The organism is Micromonospora sp. NPDC126480 (genome assembly GCF_040302465.1).
In the GTDB taxonomy this organism is placed as follows: Bacteria; Actinomycetota; Actinomycetes; order Mycobacteriales; family Micromonosporaceae; genus Micromonospora.
The window spans coordinates 90,562-108,078 of record NZ_JBEORU010000009.1 but is presented as its reverse complement, the minus strand read 5'-3'; the positions used below and the strand labels follow the sequence as shown (position 1 = coordinate 108,078).

Annotated in this window: 19 protein-coding genes; 9 read left to right on the top strand and 10 right to left on the bottom strand. The window is 73.5% G+C overall.

Features of this window, described 5'->3' with window-relative positions:
- Nucleotides 1-214: 214 nt before the first annotated feature.
- Nucleotides 215-1,795 (top strand): D-alanyl-D-alanine carboxypeptidase/D-alanyl-D-alanine endopeptidase, encoded by a 1,581-nt coding sequence (dacB, locus tag ABTW87_RS11105; RefSeq protein WP_350650651.1) that lies wholly within the window; start codon nt 215-217, stop codon nt 1,793-1,795.
- A gap of 82 nt (nt 1,796-1,877) precedes the next feature.
- On the opposite strand, the gene ABTW87_RS11100 is transcribed toward dacB, so the two are convergent.
- The 4 genes from ABTW87_RS11100 to ABTW87_RS11085 all read right to left on the bottom strand — a co-directional run bounded on the left by ABTW87_RS11100 (nt 1,878) and on the right by ABTW87_RS11085 (nt 4,476).
- Nucleotides 1,878-2,225 carry a DUF1330 domain-containing protein gene (locus tag ABTW87_RS11100; RefSeq protein ID WP_350650650.1) on the bottom strand — a complete coding sequence of 116 codons (348 nt, stop codon included), beginning with the start codon at nt 2,223-2,225 and terminating at the stop codon, nt 1,878-1,880.
- A 27-nt stretch (nt 2,226-2,252) separates the two neighbouring features.
- Complete coding sequence (locus ABTW87_RS11095; RefSeq protein ID WP_350650649.1) at nt 2,253-2,690, bottom strand: nitroreductase family deazaflavin-dependent oxidoreductase; 438 nt, start codon at nt 2,688-2,690, stop codon at nt 2,253-2,255.
- 65 nt (nt 2,691-2,755) lie between these two features.
- A complete protein-coding gene (locus tag ABTW87_RS11090; RefSeq protein ID WP_350650648.1) occupies nt 2,756-3,697 on the bottom strand; it encodes a hypothetical protein in 942 nt (313 codons plus the stop codon).
- Between the two features lie 185 nt (nt 3,698-3,882).
- Nucleotides 3,883-4,476 carry a pentapeptide repeat-containing protein gene (locus ABTW87_RS11085; RefSeq protein ID WP_350650647.1) on the bottom strand — a complete coding sequence of 198 codons (594 nt, stop codon included), beginning with the start codon at nt 4,474-4,476 and terminating at the stop codon, nt 3,883-3,885.
- A gap of 82 nt (nt 4,477-4,558) precedes the next feature.
- On the opposite strand from ABTW87_RS11085, the gene ABTW87_RS11080 reads away from it, so the two are divergent.
- On the top strand, nt 4,559-5,791 hold the full coding sequence (locus ABTW87_RS11080; protein WP_350650646.1) for a serine hydrolase domain-containing protein: 1,233 nt from the start codon (nt 4,559-4,561) through the stop codon (nt 5,789-5,791).
- A 44-nt stretch (nt 5,792-5,835) separates the two neighbouring features.
- A complete protein-coding gene (locus ABTW87_RS11075) occupies nt 5,836-6,477 on the top strand; it encodes an NAD(P)-dependent oxidoreductase (RefSeq protein WP_350650645.1) in 642 nt (213 codons plus the stop codon).
- A gap of 21 nt (nt 6,478-6,498) precedes the next feature.
- On the opposite strand, the gene ABTW87_RS11070 is transcribed toward ABTW87_RS11075, so the two are convergent.
- Together ABTW87_RS11070 and ABTW87_RS11065 are read right to left on the bottom strand one after the other, a co-directional pair.
- The gene (locus tag ABTW87_RS11070) at nt 6,499-6,963 is read right to left on the bottom strand and encodes a PPOX class F420-dependent oxidoreductase (RefSeq protein ID WP_350650644.1); all 465 of its coding nucleotides are present in this window, start codon (nt 6,961-6,963) and stop codon (nt 6,499-6,501) included.
- Between the two features lie 12 nt (nt 6,964-6,975).
- Nucleotides 6,976-7,617, bottom strand: a complete 642-nt coding sequence (locus ABTW87_RS11065; protein ID WP_350650643.1) for a DUF6642 family protein — start codon at nt 7,615-7,617, stop codon at nt 6,976-6,978.
- Nucleotides 7,618-7,911: 294 nt separating this feature from the next.
- Here ABTW87_RS11065 and ABTW87_RS11060 point away from each other — a divergent pair, with 294 nt between their 5' ends.
- The gene (locus ABTW87_RS11060) at nt 7,912-8,712 is read left to right on the top strand and encodes a D-Ala-D-Ala carboxypeptidase family metallohydrolase (protein ID WP_502891566.1); all 801 of its coding nucleotides are present in this window, start codon (nt 7,912-7,914) and stop codon (nt 8,710-8,712) included.
- A gap of 95 nt (nt 8,713-8,807) precedes the next feature.
- Here ABTW87_RS11060 and ABTW87_RS11055 read toward each other — a convergent pair whose 3' ends face one another.
- The 4 genes from ABTW87_RS11055 to ABTW87_RS11040 form a co-directional block, all read right to left on the bottom strand.
- Entirely contained in the window at nt 8,808-9,293 is a 486-nt protein-coding gene (locus ABTW87_RS11055) for a hypothetical protein (protein ID WP_350650641.1), read from the bottom strand.
- Between the two features lie 88 nt (nt 9,294-9,381).
- A complete protein-coding gene (locus ABTW87_RS11050; protein ID WP_350650640.1) occupies nt 9,382-10,806 on the bottom strand; it encodes an ATP-binding protein in 1,425 nt (474 codons plus the stop codon).
- Nucleotides 10,807-10,861: 55 nt separating this feature from the next.
- A complete protein-coding gene (locus ABTW87_RS11045; RefSeq protein WP_502891565.1) occupies nt 10,862-11,569 on the bottom strand; it encodes a response regulator in 708 nt (235 codons plus the stop codon).
- The gene (locus ABTW87_RS11040; RefSeq protein ID WP_350650639.1) at nt 11,548-12,795 is read right to left on the bottom strand and encodes a sensor histidine kinase; all 1,248 of its coding nucleotides are present in this window, start codon (nt 12,793-12,795) and stop codon (nt 11,548-11,550) included. Before ABTW87_RS11040 ends, ABTW87_RS11045 begins: the two co-directional genes overlap by 22 nt.
- 131 nt (nt 12,796-12,926) lie before the next feature.
- Between ABTW87_RS11040 and ABTW87_RS11035 the strand changes: the two genes are divergently transcribed.
- The 5 genes from ABTW87_RS11035 to ABTW87_RS11015 all read left to right on the top strand — a co-directional run bounded on the left by ABTW87_RS11035 (nt 12,927) and on the right by ABTW87_RS11015 (nt 17,485).
- A complete protein-coding gene (locus tag ABTW87_RS11035; RefSeq protein ID WP_350650638.1) occupies nt 12,927-13,826 on the top strand; it encodes an ABC transporter ATP-binding protein in 900 nt (299 codons plus the stop codon).
- Entirely contained in the window at nt 13,823-14,638 is an 816-nt protein-coding gene (locus ABTW87_RS11030) for an ABC transporter permease (protein WP_350650637.1), read from the top strand. Before ABTW87_RS11035 ends, ABTW87_RS11030 begins: the two co-directional genes overlap by 4 nt.
- Nucleotides 14,635-15,357: a YqeB family protein gene (locus ABTW87_RS11025; RefSeq protein ID WP_350650636.1), complete on the top strand. Its 723-nt coding sequence runs from the start codon at nt 14,635-14,637 to the stop codon at nt 15,355-15,357. The genes ABTW87_RS11030 and ABTW87_RS11025 overlap by 4 nt, the downstream gene beginning before the upstream one ends.
- A gap of 55 nt (nt 15,358-15,412) precedes the next feature.
- Nucleotides 15,413-15,967, top strand: a complete 555-nt coding sequence (locus ABTW87_RS11020; protein WP_350650635.1) for an SOUL family heme-binding protein — start codon at nt 15,413-15,415, stop codon at nt 15,965-15,967.
- A gap of 87 nt (nt 15,968-16,054) precedes the next feature.
- Nucleotides 16,055-17,485 (top strand): amino acid permease, encoded by a 1,431-nt coding sequence (locus ABTW87_RS11015; protein ID WP_350650634.1) that lies wholly within the window; start codon nt 16,055-16,057, stop codon nt 17,483-17,485.
- Nucleotides 17,486-17,517 lie beyond the last annotated feature (32 nt).

The window sequence follows — 17,517 nt, the reverse complement described above, 5'->3', positions numbered from 1 at the left end:
GGTAGCGCCGTCGTGGCTCGGGGCGCGCGACCGGGCCCCTCACGCCTACGGTGCCCCCTGCCCCGGCCCCCGTCAAATCAGGTCGCCGGCCCGTACCCGATCGGATGAAATCCGGCGAACCGCCACACCCGCCAGCGGTGTCGTGCTAGCGGTTCGAAGATTTTCTTCGCCCTGTGGTCTTTCCTGGCAGATATCTCCGTGACAGCATCACCGCATGGATCGTCGCCTCTTTCCCCGGACGCTCGCGCTGGTGGCGCTCGTCACCGCAGCGGCCACCGCCGGGGCGCCAACCGCCACCGCCGAGTCGCCGGCCCCTGCGGCGACCCGGCTCGACGCCACAATCGACGCGATCCTGGCCGACTCGCGCCTCGCCGGCGCGCAGGCCTCCGTCGTGGTCAAGAACGCCGCGACCGGCGAGACGGTCTACCACCGCAACGGCGAACGGCGACTCGTCCCCGCCTCCAACACCAAGCTGCTGACCTCGGCCGCCGCCCTGGAACTGCTCGGGCCGGACCACCGCTTCCGCACCGGCGTGCACGCCGGTGGCCCCCGCCGGGCCGGCATCCTCACGGGGAACCTCTATCTCCGCGGCGGGGGCGACCCGACGATGCTGGCCGCCGACTACGACGCGCTGGCCGCCCGAGTCGCCGCCTCCGGCGTACGCGTGGTGACCGGGAACCTGGTCGCCGACGACACCCGCTACGACGACACCCGGCTCGGTCCGGACTGGACCTGGGACGACGAGCCCTACTACTACGCGGCGCAGGTCTCCGCGCTCACCGTCGCGCCGGACACCGACTACGACGCCGGCACGGTGATCGTCAGCGCCGCGCCGGGCGCGACGGCCGGCGCCAGGCCGGTGATCAGCACCAGCCCGGCGACCCGGTACCTGCGGTTCGACAACCGCGCGACGACCGTCGCGCAGGGCGACACCACGATCTCCTTCGAGCGCGCGCACGGCGGCAACACCGTGGTGGTCACCGGCCAGATCGCCGTCGGCGAGGCGCCGGAGAGCGACTGGGTCACGGTCTGGGAGCCCACCGGGTACGCGGCCGACGTCTTCCGCTCCGCGTTGCGCAGGCACGGCGTACGGGTGCTGGGCCGCACGGTCCTCGGCACGCCCACGCCCGCCGGTGCGACCGAGGTGGCGCGGCACGACTCGATGACCCTGGCGGAGTTGATGGTGCCGTTCCTCAAGCTGTCCAACAACGGGCACGCCGAGGTGCTCACCAAGGAGATCGGCCGGATGCTCGCCGGTTCCGGCACCTGGTCGGCGGGAATCGCCGCGATCAACGGGTACGTGTCCGGTGCCGGCATGGACCCGGCCACCTTCCGCCAGCGGGACGGCTCCGGGCTCTCCCGGCGCAACCTGGTACCGGCGACCGAGTTCGTCGACCTGCTCACCGCCGTCCGCTCGGAGCCCTGGTTCCCCGCCTGGTACGCCGCCCTGCCGATCGCCGGGGAGGCGGAGCGCTTCGTCGGTGGCACGTTGCGCAGCCGGATGCGCGGCACGCCGGCCGCCGGCAACGTGCACGCCAAGACGGGCAGCCTGACCGGCGTGTCCGGCCTGTCCGGCTACGTCACCGACGCCGACGGCCGGGTGCTGGCCTTCTCGATCCTGCTGAACAACTACCTGGCCTCGTCCGTCAAGGCGCTCGAGGACCAGATCGCCGTGGCGCTGGCGTCGTACACCGAGAAGGACGGGGCGGCCGCCCGGGTCGCACCGCGGACGCTGCCAAACCCGCCGGGCCCCGAGGACCGCGAGTGCTCCTGGGTGAAGCCCATCGCCTGCTGAGCGTGCAAGGAAGGGCCCCTTGTTAACGCCTCGCGTTGTACAAGGGGCCCTTCTTAACAGCCGGCCGGCAGCGACCGGTCGATCAGCCGGCGGCCCGGGCGCGCAGGTACGCGGCGGTACGGCCCGCATCGTAGTCGGCCGGCACCCCGTCGACGATGATCGCCGAGCCCTCGATGTGCCGGGTCCGCAACGGCAGGATCTCCTGGTACGCCGGGGAGTCGTACCAGGCCCGGGCCGCGTCCCGGTCGGGGAACTCGATGACGACGATGGTGCCCGCCCACTCCCCCTCGATCACGTCGACCTGCGGGCCGTGCACCCGGAACCGCCCGCCGAACGGGTCCAGAGTGGCCTGGATGCGCTCCAGGTAGCGGTGGATGTCCTCGTGGTCGAAGTTGGGCGTACGCAGGTGCGCGACGGCGAACGCGGACATGTTGTCCTCCCCTGGTCTGGCCGGTGGTCAGGCGCGTTCCAGCACCACCACCGGGATCTCCCGATCGGTCCTGGCCTGGTAGTCGTCGTACGCCGGCCAGATAGCGGCCATCGTGGACCACATCCGCGGCTTCTCCTCCGGCGCCGCGGTGCGCGCCCGGGCGACGAACCGCTCCGCGCCGACCTGCACCTCGACCCGCGGATCCGCACGCAGGTTCAGGTACCAGGCGGGGTGCTCCGGCGCGCCGCCCTGCGAGGCGACCACCAGGTACGCCTCGCCGTCGCGGCCGTAGATGAGCGCGGTGCGCCGCAACGTGCCGCTGCGCCGTCCCCGGGTGGTCAGCAGCAGCGTGAACACCCCGGGCCGCCACTCGTGACCGTCGGCCCCGTCGGTGGCCACGTACCGCCGGACGTGCTCGGCCACCCAGCCCTGAGGGCTGTCCAGGACCTGTTCCCCCGTCGCCATCGCTACTCCCGTCCTCAGTCGACCTGCCGACCCCACGCTACCCCGGCCGGCGCCCGGATTCCGGGTCAGCGCAGCGCCACCGCCTGGAGGGTGACGCCGGCGCAGTCGTCGGTGAAGGCGTGCTCGGTGGTCCAGGTGACCACCAACCGTTCGCCCACCGGTGCCTGGAAGCGGATCGCGAACTCGGCGGACCGGCTGGTGTGCGGGTCCTCCAGGCGGAGCGTGCGGACCGGCCCGCCGCTGGACAGCCGGACGTCGAGCCGGCCCTTCGCCCGCCATGTCCCGGCGTACACGTGCACCGACCGGGGGTCGCCGCTGCCGGCGACGGCGAGGGTGAAGCCGCTGCCGGTGCCGCAGGTGAAGCTCCCGTGCGGACTGCCGTCGACGGACCGTACCGGGTTGCCGTCGCGCCACCGGAAGGTTTCCTGGTTGCCGTCCCAGGAGCCACGGCGACCACGGCCGCCGGCGTCGTGGATCTCGCCGGAACCGCCGCGCTTGCGGACCGACGTGCCGTCGCCGCGGAGTCCCCAGTGGACCCAGTCGCGGCTGCCCACGGCGGTCAGGTCCACCTCCGCCGGCACCTCCCGGAGCGCGAGGGTGAGCACCGGCGAGGGCGGCGGCGTGGACGGCGTGGGCGACGGGCTCGGCGGTCGCTGCCGGGGCCGCAGCCCGGGCGAGGCCTGCCCGGAGGCGGGGTCGCGGCCGTCGGCGCCGGGGAGGTTGCTCGGCCGCCCGACCCCGGCCGGAACGCCACCCGGGTCCGGCACGCCCGGCGTCGGCCCGTCGTTGGCCTGCACGTACGTGGCGAGGGCGACCAGGCAGGCGAGGGCCGCGACCCCCTCCAGCGCCCAGCGCCGGCGCCGCCGGGACCGGGCCAGCCGGCGCAGTGCGCCGCGGGTCCGCGCCGGGATCGTCGACCGGATCCTTCGGGCGGTGAGGCGGTCGGACGAGTGCCGGCCGTGGCGTGGCCCACGGGCGTCCGCCCGCGTGAGGTCTTCCTCCGGCACGGACCCTCCACTCCCCATCGCCCGCAGCGCCCAAGCCGGCAGGAACGTTACACCGCCGTGAGTGGTCTCACGTTTGCAGCAGAACGGACGTTCCGCCACCCCGGCCCCGTCCGGTGTGTCCACTTCGTTACCCGGTGGTAGCGTTTCCGGCTCCGCACCGGTCCGCTGAGCAGCGGGTAGTCACGTCAACCGATCTGGAAGCCGAGCGCCTGCGCGATCACCACCGCCTGCTCCGCGTCGATGACCGCGCCGGCCCGCTCGACCTCGGTCGGATCGAGGGCGGTCAGGTCGCTACCGCGCAGGTCGGCGCGGGAGAGCTTGGCGTGGTGCAACTGGGCCCCGGAGAGGTCGACGCCGCTGACCGTGGCGCCGCTCAGGTCGGCCCCGGTCAGGTCGACCTCACGCATCCGGACGTCGGTGAAGCGCACCCCACGCAGGTCGGCGCCGGGAAGCGCGACGAACGACCAGTCCCCGCCGGCCACCGTCAGCGGCCGCAGCTCGCACTGATCGAACGTGCTGCCGACCAGCTTGCAGCCGGTGAACTCGGCCTCGAAGAAGTTGCAGCGCCGGAACACGCACCGGGTGAAGGCCGAGTCGGCGTGGCGCGCGGCGTTGAAGCGGACGTTGCCGAACGTGCACCCGGTGAAGGCGGCACCCCGGAGCAGCGCCTCGGTCAGGTCGACCCGCTCGAAGTGGCAGCCGACGAAGTGCCGCTCGGTGATCTCCTCGCCGTACCAGTCCTCGTCGCGGAACGTGGTCTCCTCGGTCAGCTCCGGCATCGGGCCAGGCTACTGACCGGCACCGACATGTGTGGCGGACCGCCCTTCCGACGGAACCGTACCGGCGGGTACGTTCGCCGGTGTGAGCGTGGAGCGCAGCATCGACCCGGACCGGATCGGTTTCGACCCGTCGCGCCTGGCGCGGATCGACGAGCACTTCGGCAGGTACGTCGACGACGGCCGGCTCGCCGGCTTCCAGGTGGTGGTCACCCGCCGCGGCGAGGTGGCGCACTCCTCGACGTACGGGCTGCGGGACGTCGAGGCCGGGGCGCCGGTGGCGGCCGACACCCTCTGGCGCATCTACTCGATGACCAAGCCGATCACCTCCGTCGCGGCGATGATGCTCTGGGAGGAGGGCCGGTTCGAGCTGACCGACCCGATCAGCCGCTGGCTGCCGGAGTTCGCCGACGTCAAGGTGTACGCGAAGGGGTCGACCCTGAAGCCGTACACGGTGCCCGCGGTCGAGCCCATCCGGGTCTGGCACCTGCTCACCCACACCGCCGGCCTGACGTACGGCTTCATGCAGACCTCGGTGGTCGACGGCCTCTACCGGGCGGCCGGGTACGACCTGTACCCGCCGACCGACGTCGACCTGGCCACCGCCTGCGCCGCCTTCGGCGAGCTGCCACTGCTCTTCCAGCCGGGCACCGCCTGGGGTTACTCGGTCGCCACCGACGTGCTCGGCCGGCTGGTCGAGGTCGTCTCCGGGCAGAGCCTGGACGTGTTCTTCGCCGACCGCGTCTTCCGCCCGCTCGGCATGACCGACACCCACTGGTGGGTGCAGGGCGACGCCGCCGACCGGCTCGCCGCCCTCTACGCGCCCGACCCGCGCACCGGGCGGGCGTTCCGGTACGACAAGCTGGGCGCGCTGGCGTACGAGAAGCCGAACCTGCTCTCCGGGGGCGGTGGACTGGTCTCCAGCGCGACGGACTACCACCGCTTCACCCAGATGCTGCTGCGCGGCGGCGAGCTGGACGGCGTACGCCTGCTCGGTCCCCGCACGGTGCGCTTCATGACCCGCAACCATCTGCCCGGCGGCCAGGACCTGGACACGCTCTCCACCGGCGGCTTCGCCGAGACCACGCTGGAGGGCATCGGCTTCGGGCTCGGCTTCGCGGTCGTCGACGACCCGGTCCCGTCCCGGGTGCCGAGCAGCGTCGGCGAGTACTACTGGGGCGGGGTGGCGAGCACGGCCTTCTGGGTCGACCCGGCCGAGGAGATCACCGCGCTGTTCCTCACCCAGCTGCTGCCGTCGAGCACTTGGCCGATCCGGTCGCAGCTGCGCCAGCTGGTCTACTCGGCCCTGGTGGACTAGGCCGTTCCCCGGCGGCGGAGCCGCGCCGTCCATAGCCTGGGGGCGTGAGCAACATCGTCGTGTTCGGGGCGGGCGGGACCGCCGGCTCCCGGGTGGTCACCGAGGCGTTCAACCGCGGGCACCGGGTCACCGCCGCGGTACGCCGGCCGGAGGCCACGTCGTACCTCCCGGCGGGCGTGCGGGTGGTAACCGGGGACGCGACAAGCGAGCGGAGCGTCCGCGAGCTGGCACCGGAGGCGGACGCGCTGGTGGTGGCGATCGGCGGCGGCGAGCGCGAGCTGTGGCTCGACGCGGCCCGGGCGATCGTCGGGGCGCTCCGCGACGTGCCGGACGCACCCCGGGTCATCCACCTCGGCGGCGGCGCGACGCTGCTCACCCCGAAGGGCACCCGCTACCTGGACGAGCCGGACTTCCCGCACGAGTACCGGGACGCCGCGCTCGGGCAGGCCGACGCCCTGGACCACTACCGCTCGTCGGCCGACGGGGTGCGCTGGACGTACGTGTCGCCGCCGCCGCTGGAGTTCCACCCGGGCGAGCGCACCGGCCACTACCGGACCGGCGGCGACCAGCCCGTCACCGATCACGAGGGCCGCTCGGTGCTCACCTACGAGGACCTGGCGGTGGCGGTGGTCGACGAGATCGAGAACCCGCGCCACGAGAACGCCCGGTTCGCCGTGGCGTACTGACCGGAGGGCTCGGCCTCGCTGTCAGTCGGCGAGCCGGGCCGGGAAGCCGCCGGTGGCGACCGGGCCCCACGCGTCGATCGTGACCCGGATCAGCGACTTGCCCTGCCGGAGCATGGCCGCGCGGTACTCGGCCCAGTCCGGGTGCTCGCCGGAGATACTGCGGTAGTAGTCGACGAGCGGCTCCAGCGCCGCCGGCAGGTCGAGCACCTCGGCGGTGCCGTCGACCTGGACCCACGGGCCGTTCCAGTCGTCGGAGAGCACGCACGCGGAGACCCGCGGGTCACGGCGGATGTTGGTGGCCTTCGCACGCTCCGGGTAGGTGGAGACCACCAGCCGGCCCTCGGCATCCACCCCGGCGGAGACCGGGGACGACTGCGGTCGCCCGTCGGCGCGGGTGGTGATGAGGATGACCCGGTGCCGGGGCCGGAGGAACTCGATCAGCTCGGCCCGGTCGACCCGGGTGTTCGTCGCGATGCTGCGTGCCACCGCACGATTCTGTCAGTGCTCCGGCTCCACCGCAGCCCGGCCGCGGGGTTGGGCGGGGACCCGGGGCCGGACGGACGGGCGCCAGGCACGGCCGTTCGCGTAGATCACCCGGAACCCGAGATACGAGGCGAGTGGCGCCCAGTGCGTCGAGCCCATCCGTAGTTCGGCGGCATTGTGGCGCTGCCCGTTGGCGAGTACGTCGAGCAGGACGGTTTCGAAGGCCGCCGATTCGACCCAGTCGACTTCGCGGGTGAAACCGCAGATCAGTGCCGCTCCGGTGGTCTCCAGGAAGTCGCGCAGAACAGCGTCGGAGGCGCGCAGCACCGAACAGCTGCCGAAATAGAGCCGCCGCCCCTCGCAGCGGCCGGCCATCCGCTCCGCCACGTCGGCCAGGGGTACGGACTCCCAGTCGGTCAGGCAGAGCCGGCTCGGCTCCCCGTGCATCGCGAAGAACCCCACCCGGTAGTCGGCGTACTGCTTCAGCAGCCAGCGGTCGAGGAAGTAGAAGAGCTCGTCCCGGGTCGCCGCGTCCTTGTGGATGAACCGGATCTTTCCCAGGCGTTCCAACAGCTCGAGGGTGGGCAGGACGGAACCCCGTTCGTTGAGGTCGCGGTGCCACTGGCCCTCGACGCAGAAGACACCGCCACGCGCCACCGTGCCCACCTCCCCTCACCGGCGGCGCTGACGTTACCGGCTGACGGTACGGCGGGAACATCACCCACGGTGTGATCGGAAGCAACAATCCGTTCCGTTTCCGCGCCGGTGCGATTTCCGGGGCGAATGGCCGGTTTTCAAATCGCCGCATTTGCCGGTTCAAGCCGCCGAGCACAGAACCTGAGGACAATTCTCGTTAATCCCCTCCTAAGCGGCGGATCAGTGCGAGGGTGGAAATCGCGGGACGTCCCGGGCGATGTCCCACTCCAATCTCTTTCCTATGGGAGGACTTCTGTGCGCATGAAGACCCTGAAGCGCGCCGCTGTCGCATTCGTCCTGGCACTGCCCGGGGCCGCGATCGCCTCCGTGGTCGCCGCACCGGCCGCCCACGCCGACGCCTGCTACACCTGGACGCGCAACCTCTACCAGGGGCGGTCCGGCGCCGATGTGCGCCAACTGCAGCTCCGCGTAGCCGGGTGGGCCGGCAACCGCGACATCGTCGAGCTCGACGGCCGGTACGGGCCGAAGACCGCCGCCGCGGTCCGGCGCTTCCAGTCGGCGTACGGGTTGCGGGTCGACGGCATCGCCGGGCCCCAGACGTTTGGCAAGATCTACGAGTTGCAGGACAACGACTGCACGCCGCGGCACTTCAGCTGGAGCGAGATGGACGACGGCTGCGGCCGGGGCGGCTGGACCGGCGGCCCGCTGTCGGCGAGCGCGACACGGCAGAACGCCCTGCGGACCATGTGGAAGCTGGAGGCGATGCGGCGCAGCCTCGGCGACCGTCCGCTCTACGTGACAAGCGGCTTCCGCAGCCGCACCTGCAACGACCGGGTCGGCGGGGCGCGGGACAGCCAGCACCTCTACGGCAACGCCGCCGACGTGGTGTCGCGCACCCGGTCGCTGTGCGACGTGGCCCGCGACGCCCGTAACCGTGGCTTCAGCGGAATCCTCGGGCCCGGCGCTCCCGGCCACGACGACCACGTCCACCTGGACTCGCGCCGGGAGAACAACAGCGACGACACGGCCAACACGACGGTCTGGTCGGCGCCGGACTGCGGCGTCGGCAATCGCACGAGCGTCCGCATGGACTGACCCACCGGCCACGGTGGCGCCGGCCCGGTACGGGGTGGGGAAATCCCCCGGACCGGGCCGGCGTCCTTCGGTCGAGCCGCGCGGCGTACCTCCGCTCAGCTCGCCCGGGGCCAGCGCGGGGTGGCCGCCGGAGCCGTCCGGGCCGGAGCGCCCGGCCGTACCGCGGGCCGCGCGCCGGGCGCGCCCGCCCGGGAGGCCACCTGGCCCCGGACCGGGTACCCGGGTCGGACAGGCGTGCGGGCCGGCGCGGGAGCCGGCGCCGCGGGACGCGCCGGCGCGGGCCCGTTGATCGTGAACGGGAACGGCACGTGCACGAACGGGTTGCCGTGCCGGATCAGAGCGTCGATCTGGCGCTCGTTGAGGCCGTGCGTCTCCAACACCCGCCGGCCCCAGCGGTGCAGGCGGCACGGGTAGGTCGCACCGTCGTTGCGGCACAGCGGCCCCGAGGGCCACTCCTCGGCCGCGTGCACGACGACCGCCCGGACCGCGAGCCGGACGTCCTCGGGGGTCAGCGGCACCGGAACCGGCACCTCACCCAGTACCTGGTCGATGGGATCCGTCGACTGCTCACCAACTCGCACGGTAGGCCTCCCGCAGCTCAGGTAGCGAGGCGGCTGACGCGCCGCACCACATCCTCGGCCGGGAGTACGTCGCCCGCCGCCGGAAGGTTCAATCCCGGTACGCGCCCAGCAGGTCCTCCGGCGACACCGCCCGGACCCCGTCGGCGGCCACCCCGCTGCGGGAAACAGCGACCAGCGGCACGTCGTCGTCCGCACCCGGCAGGCGGGACCGGTGCACCAGGAGACGCCGGAGATCGTGCGTGTCGAAGGGGCGCTTCTCCTGCCACTTCACGGAGCCGACGAAGGTGACGCGCCGGGCAACCGGCTCCCGGTCGGCTCCCACCAGATCGATCTCCGGATCGTTGCTCCGGGTCCAGTAGCCGCCCACCACGTCGGTGCCCTCGGGCAGGTGCCCGGCGGGCAACCGGCGCAGCGCCTCGCGCACCACCGGCTCGACGGCCCGCCCGCGCCAGGACGTCCAGGACGACGTGATCCGGGCCAGGGTCAGGTCGCCTCGCCCCCGTTCGATCTCCGACAGGTACGGGCCGAGGAACGACAACCAGAACCGCAGGTACGGGTCCGCCACCGCGTACCGGGTCTCCCGGCTGGGTCGGGTGGACAGGGGCACGGTGACGTCGACGATCCGCTTGTCCGCGAGGAGGCGGACCGCCCGCGCCAGCGACGCCTGCGGCATCCCACCGGTAGCGCGGGCGATCAACGAGAACGTGCGTTCGCCGGAGCCGATCGCGCGGAGCACCAGGCTCGGTTGGGACTGCGGCGGAAACTCCGCGGCAAGCGCCCGCTCCCCGCTGACCAGGAGCGCGGAGGTCGGATCGGTGACCGCCCCGGCGAGGTACTCCGGCAACGAGGCGCCGACGGGCCACTCGTCGAGGATCAGCGGCAGGCCGCCGGTCACCAGGTACGCGTCGATCGCCTCCGCGGCCGGCAGCCCGAGCATCTCGCTGACGTCGGCCGGGCTGAGCGGCGGAACCACCATCTCGGTCGCCCGCTGGTGGAAGGGGCGGCCGTAGTCGTTGAGCGCCTCCATCATCGCGAGGTCGGAGCCGACACAGACCAGCAGGACCGGGCGTCGGGAAAGTTCCCTGTCGAAGATCTTCTGGAGGGTCCCCTCGAACCCCGGATCGGTGGCGATGAGGTAGGGCATCTCGTCCAGGACCACCACGCTCGGCCGGTCGGCGGGCAGCGCAGCGGCGAGCAGCGTGAGCGCGGCGTCCCAGGTGCCCGGCCGCTGTCCGGTGAAGAGCGCCGCACCGGGCAGGGAGGACGCCCCGCCCGCGGCGGCGAAGAGCGCGAGATCGGCGGCGACGGTCGGCTGGGCCGACGCGGTGAAGAACAGGTGCGGGACGCCGGCCCGGTCGACGAACTCCTCGACGAGGCGGGACTTGCCCACTCGCCGACGGCCACGCATCAGCAGCGCGCGCCCCGGCCTGCCGGCACGCCCTCCCCGCGCCACCCGCTGCAGCATCCGGTCGAGCACGGCGAGCTCCCGCGTCCGACCGACGAAGCCGTCCAAGGTCTCACCTCCGATACTCTCATCACCGATAGTATCAGGATTGACACCCTTTGGGTCAGACCAGGCCGGCGTCGTGGACCAGCAGCGCCACCTGGACCCGGTTGTTCAGCTCGAGCTTCACCAGCAGCCGGGACACGTACGCCTTGACCGTGGCCACGCTCATGAACAGCTCGGCGGCGATCTCGGCGTTGCTGCGGCCCTGGCCGAGCGCGACGGCGACGTCCCGTTCCCGCTCGCTGAGCGTGGCCAGCTGGCGGCGGGCGCGCTCCCGGCGCGGGTCCACGCCGCCGGGGCCGGTGACGTGCGCGATGAGCTGCCGCGTCACCGTCGGGGACAGGGTGGCCTCCCCCGCCGCCACCCGGCGGACCGCCCGGACGAGTTCGGCGGGCGGGGTGTCCTTGAGCAGGAAGCCGGCCGCTCCCGCGCGCAGCGCCCGCAGCACCTGCTCGTCCGCGTCGAACGTGGTCAGCACGAGTACCTCCGGAGGGTTGGGCGCGGCCCGCAGCCCCTCGGTGGCGGCCAGACCGTCCACCCGGGGCATCCGGATGTCCATCAGCACCACGTCCGGCAGGCACGCCGCGACGGCCTCGCGGACCTCGGCGCCGTCGGCGGCCTCCCCCACCACGACCAGGTCGGGGGCACCGCCGAGGATCATCGACAACGCCGCCCGGACCAGCGGGTCGTCGTCGACGATCAGCACCCGGACCGGAGCCGGCGCGTCCACCCGGTCCGGCGGCGGCGTCACGCCGGCCACGGCAGCCACGCGGCGAGGCGGAAGTCGCCGGAGTCGTCCCGCCCGTACTCCAACCGGCCGCCGGCCAGGCTGACCCGCTCGGCGATGCCGACCAGGCCGGTGCCGGTGCCCGGCAGGTCCGGCGCCTCGACGCCGCCCACCGGCCAGCGGTTGCGTACCTGCACCGCCAGGCCCTCCCCCGGCGCGCCGGCCAGCTCGACGGCGACCGCCGCGCCGGCCGCGTGCTTGCGGGCGTTGGTCAGCCCCTCCTGCACGATCCGGTACGCGCTGCGCCCGACGGCCGCCGGCACCCGGTCCGGCTCGGTCACCCGGTCGACGGTGTCCACCCGTACGCCCGCCGTCCGGGACTCCTCGACCAGCGCCGGCACGTCCGCCAGGGTCGGCTGTGGGCGCTCCGGAGCGCCGGCCGGGACGGTCTCCGCGCGCAACACGCCGATCACCTCGCGCAGGTCGTCGAGCGCCGCGTGCGCGCTGGCGCGGATCACCCCGGCGGCGCGCGCCACCTCCTCCGGCGGGGCGTCCGGGCGGAACTCCAGCGCCCCGGCGTGCAGGCTGAGCAGCGAGATCCGGTGCGCGAGCACGTCGTGCATCTCCCGGGCGATGCGGGTCCGCTCCATCTGGCGGGCCTGCGCCACCCGCAGCTGCTGCTCGGACTCGGCCCGCTCGGCCCGCTCGCGCAGCGAGACGACGAGCTGCCGGCGGGCCCGGACGAACATCCCCCACGCCAGCACGGTGACCGCGATGACCACGCCCCACACCGTGCTCGCCCAGTACGACAGGTCGGGGTCCGGGCGGAGGTAGGAGAAGACGAAGTTGGTGACGAGGCCCGCGGCGGTGACCGCCAGCGCCACGGCCGTGCGGCGGTGCACGATCACCGTGAAATAGATGATCAGCAACGGGATCGCCGCCGCCACCGAGAACGCGGTAAACGGCAGGGTGGCGATCGCCAGCCCGAGCGGCCACCGGCGGCGGACCCAGAGCAGCCCGCAGCAGAGCAGTCCCAGGACCGCGTCGACGCCCACCAGCCAGCGCGGCTCCAGCGGCGCGGCCGCCTGCGGGTCGGCCGAGAGGGCGTCCGCGGTGGCCCAGAGCACCCAGCCCACGGAGACCAGGAACGCGAGCACGTCCACCACCCAGTCCCGGGTGGTGCGGCGCGGGCGGCGGTCGGCCCGCTCCCCGGCGGCCAGCGACCCCGGCAGCAGCCACGGGTGTTCGGGTGCGGCGGCGCTCGTCACCCCACCACCCTAGGCAGGCGGCGGAGCACCAGCCCAGCTACCAAAGTCGACGGGCGGCGGCGACCTTGGTCGACCGGGCGGCGACCGCCGGCCGCTGCCGGCCGCCGGGTGGCGCGGGCAGCCTGGAGCACATGATCAGCGTCGAACACCTGACCAAACGGTACGGGCGGCACACCGCCGTCGACGACGTGTCGTTCCACTGCGAGCCCGGCACCGTGACCGGGTTCCTGGGCCCGAACGGCGCCGGCAAGTCCACCACCATGCGGATGATCTGTGGGCTCACGCCGCCCAGTGTCGGCGCCGCCACGGTGCTCGGCCGGCCGTACCGGCAGCTGCCCAACCCGGGCCGCGAGGTCGGCGTGCTGCTCGACGCCTCGGCGCAGCACGCGGGGCGGACCGGCCGGGAGGCGCTGACGGTGGCCGCCGCCACGATGGGCGTGGGCCGGCGGGAGGTGGCGGTCAAGCTCGAGCAGGTGGGGCTGACCGGAACGGCCGCGAAGCGCCGGGTCCGGGCGTACTCGCTCGGGATGCGGCAGCGGCTCGGCCTGGCGCACGCGCTGCTGGGCGACCCCCGGGTGCTGATCCTCGACGAGCCGGCCAACGGCCTGGACCCGGAGGGGATCTTCTGGATGCGCGGCCTGCTCCGCGACTTCGCCGACCGGGGCGGGACCGTGCTGCTCTCCTCCCACCTGCTGCGCGAGGTGGAGGCGGTCGCGGACCGGCTGGTGGTCATCGGGGGCGGCCGGATCGTGGCCCAGGGCGGCAAGGACGAGCTGCTCGCCGGCGACCGGACGCTGGTCCGGGCCCGGGACGCCGCGGCGCTACGCCGCGCGCTGGCGGCGGCCGGCCTGGCGGCGTCCGACGGCACCGACGGGTCGTTGCTGGTGCCGGCCACCGCGGAGACGGTCGGCCAGGCGGCGGCCGACGCGGGTGTGCCGCTCAGCGAGCTGCGCCCCGCCGAGGGCGGCGGCCTGGAGCAGCTCTTCCTCTCCCTGACCACCAACTCGATCCCGCAGGAGGCCGCCCGATGACCAGCACCACCGCCAGTGCACCCGGCAACCCGACGCCGGCCGGTCCGGACGCCGGCCCCCGTCCGGCACGGGCGTTCGCCGGGCCGTCCCTGCTCCGGCTGACCGGCGTGGAGCTGCGCAAGCTCGCCGACACCCGGGCCGGGTTCTGGCTGCTCGTCACCATTGCGCTCGGCACCGCCGTCCTGGCCGCCGTCCAACTGATCTGGGCGCCCGACGCCGAGCAGACCTTCGGCTCGTTCTTCACCGCGTCGCTGCTGCCGGTGGGGCTGCTGCTGCCGGTGCTCGGCATCCTGTCGATCACGGCCGAGTGGTCGCAACGCACCGCGCTGACCACGTTCGCGCTGGTCCCCCGCCGGGAACGGGTGATCGTCGCCAAGCTCGCCGCCCTCGTCCTGGCGGCCGCCGCCTCGACGCTGACCAGCCTGGCCACGGCGGCGGCCGGCACCGCCATCGCGGGTGCGACCGGTGGGGCCGGCACCTGGCGGATCGAGGGGGCGCTGATCCTGCACGCCACCGTGCTCCAGGTGACAAACGTGCTGATGGGGGCCGGCTTCGGCCTGCTGCTGCTGAACACCCCGCTGGCGATCGTGAGCTACCTCCTCCTGCCGACCCTCTGGTCGGTGCTCGGCGAGATGATCCGCCCGCTGCGCGGCCCGGCCGGCTGGCTGGACACCGGCCGGACGATGGAGCCGCTGTTCACCCCCGACGTGACAGGTGAACAGTGGGCCCGGCTCGGCGTGTCACTGCTCGTCTGGATGGTCCTGCCGCTGGTGGCCGGTCTGGTCCGGACGATGCGGCGTGAGGCGGCGTGACCGTGGACGGCCCCGGGGCCCGGACCGTCGTGGACGGCGGACGGGCGGAGCTGGTGCTGTTCTGGGGCGGCTTCCCGGCGGTCGGTGCCGCAGCCGGCTGGGCGCTCGCGGCCGCCTCCGGTTGGCTCGTCGGGCAGGAGTGGGTGCCGTTCCGGTGGCTGTTCGTGCTCGCCGCCCGGCTGCCCGACCCGTACGCGGCGGGGGGCGTTGTGGCGCTCGGCACGATCGCCGGCCTGGTGCTCGCGGGCATTGCCAACGCTGAACGGCTGATCGTGTCCGTGGACCGGGAGCGGGTGCGGCTGCGCCGGCCGCACGGACCCGAGCGCGAGGTGGCCCGGCGGGACGTGCGGGCCGTGTTCGCCGACGGTGAGCGGCTGGTGCTGCTCGGCGCGGACGACAGCGAGCTGGCCGCCGAGAAGTCGGATCTGCCGGCCGGACGTCTCAGGGAGGCGTTCCGGTCGCAGGGCTGGCCGTGGACCGACGAGGACCCGCACCGGGACGCGTACCGGCGCTGGGTGCCGGGCCTGCCGGGGCTGCCGGCCGGCGCGGACGCGCTGCTGACCGCGCGGCAGCGCGCACTCGACAAGGACCGCGCCGGCGAGGCGAAGGAACTGCGGGCCGAGCTGGCCCGCTGCGGGGTGGTGATCCGCGACACCGGCCGCAGGCAGTACTGGCGACTCACCCGGTCAGCGCCGGAGCGAGGAGGCGACTTCTCCTGAAGGGGCACAGTAACGGACGGTAGCGTTGCGGTTACACGCCACCGGGGAGTGCGCGATGACCGAGCAGCAGCCGTACCGGGTGGTGGCCCGCCACCCCGATTTCGAGCTGCGCCGCTACCCCGCCCACCTGGTGGCCGAGGTGCTCGTCGAGGGAAAGTTCGACCAGGTCGCCCGGGACGCGTTCGGGCCGCTGTCGGCGTACCTGGCCGGGGCGAACCGGTCCCGACGGCGGCCACGGACGGGGATGGTCCAGGCGGCCGAGCCGGAGACCGTCCCGATGACCGCGCCGGTGGTACAGGAGGAGAGCGACCGGCCGGGCTGCTGGCTGGTGCGGTTCGTGCTGCCGAGCGGCTTCACGCCCGCCATCGTGCCCGCGCCGGCCGACCCGCGGGTCCGCACCCGGGAGATCCCCGAGCAGCTCGCCGCCGCCGTCCGGTTCGCCGGGCGGGGCACGGCGGCGGCGTTCGACCGGCGGGCCACGGCGCTGGGCCGGGCGGTCACCGCGGCCCGCCTGCACCCGGTCGGTGCGGTCCGGTACGCGCGGTACGACCCGCCGTGGCGGCCGTGGTTCCTGCGCCGCAACGAGGTGGTGCTGCCGGTCGTGGGGTGAACGTCGACGCAGATCGATTCGGGTGGACCGGGCCGGGGTAAGGCACCGCCCGCGCGCAACGGCAGGAACGGGGGAAGGGAGACGACGATGACCTCCGCGGAACGCGTCACCGGCAGCGGCATCTTCCGTCGCAAGCCCGTGGAGGAGATCGCCGAGGAGACCGAGGAGGGGCTGTCCCGGTCGCTCGGGCTGTGGCAGCTCACCGCCATCGGGGTGGGCGGCATCATCGGCGCCGGCATCTTCGCCCTCGCCGGGGCGGTGGCGAACGAGACGGCCGGGCCGGCGGTGCTTGTCTCGTTCCTGATCGCCGGTCTGGCGAGCGCCGCGGCCGCCCTCTCGTACGCCGAGTTCACCGGCATGATCCCGAAGGCCGGCTCGGCCTACACCTACGGCTACGCGGTGCTCGGCGAGGGCGTCGGCTGGTTCATCGGCTGGGACCTGCTGCTGGAGTACACCGCGATCGTCGCCGTGGTGGCGATCGGCATCTCCGGCTACTTCGCCTTCCTCGTCGGCGAGCTGGGCGTCGAACTGCCCGCCTGGATGCTCGGCGCGCCGGGCACCGGGGAGGGGCACGTGGTCGACCTGTTCGCGGTGGTGCTGTGCCTGCTGATCGCGTTCCTGCTGAACCGAGGCATCAAGTCGGCGGCCCGGTTCGAGACGTTCGTCGTCGGCCTGAAGGTCGCGGTGGTGCTGCTGGTCATCGTCGTCGGCTTCTTCTACGTCAACACCGACAACTACTCGCCGTTCTTCCCGTTCGGCGTCGGCGGCGCGATCACCGGCGCGGCCACCGTCTTCTTCGCCGTCTTCGGGTACGACGCGATGAGCACCGCCGCGGAGGAGTCCCGGGACGCCCGCCGGCACATGCCGAAGGCGATCATCTACTCCCTGGTCATCTCGATGGTCCTGTACGTGCTGGCGACCCTCGTGCTGACCGGCATGCAGAACTACACCGAGATCGACTCGGAGAGCGGCTTCTCCTCGGCGTTCGCCTCGGTCGGCCTCTCCGGCCTGGCCAGCGTCATCGCGGTCGGGGCGATCATCGGCATCCTCACGGTGATGTTCACCTTCATGCTCGGCGTCACCCGGGTGTGGTTCTCGATGAGCCGCGACGGCCTGCTGCCGGCGTGGTTCGGCAAGCTGCACCCGGTGCGCCGGGTGCCGAACCGGGTCACCTGGATCGTGGGCGTCGGTTCCGCGCTCATCGCCGGCTTCCTGCCGATCCGGGAGGCCGCCGAGTTGACCAACATCGGCATCCTGCTCGCGTTCGTGGTGGTCTGTATCGCGGTGATCGTGCTGCGCTACCGCCGCCCGGACGCCCCGCGTTCCTTCCGCCTGCCGGGAATGCCGGTGGTGCCCGCGCTGGGCGCGATCTTCTCGGTCTGGCTGATCACGTTCCTGGCGCCGGAGACGTGGCTGCGGTTCGCGGTGTGGTTCGTGCTCGGCGCCCTGGTCTACGCCTTCTACGGCTACCGCCGCTCGAAGCTCGCCGGCCGCGACCAGCCGCGCGGCCCCGCCTGATCCACCCCGCCGCCGGCCGGCCCGCGTCGGCG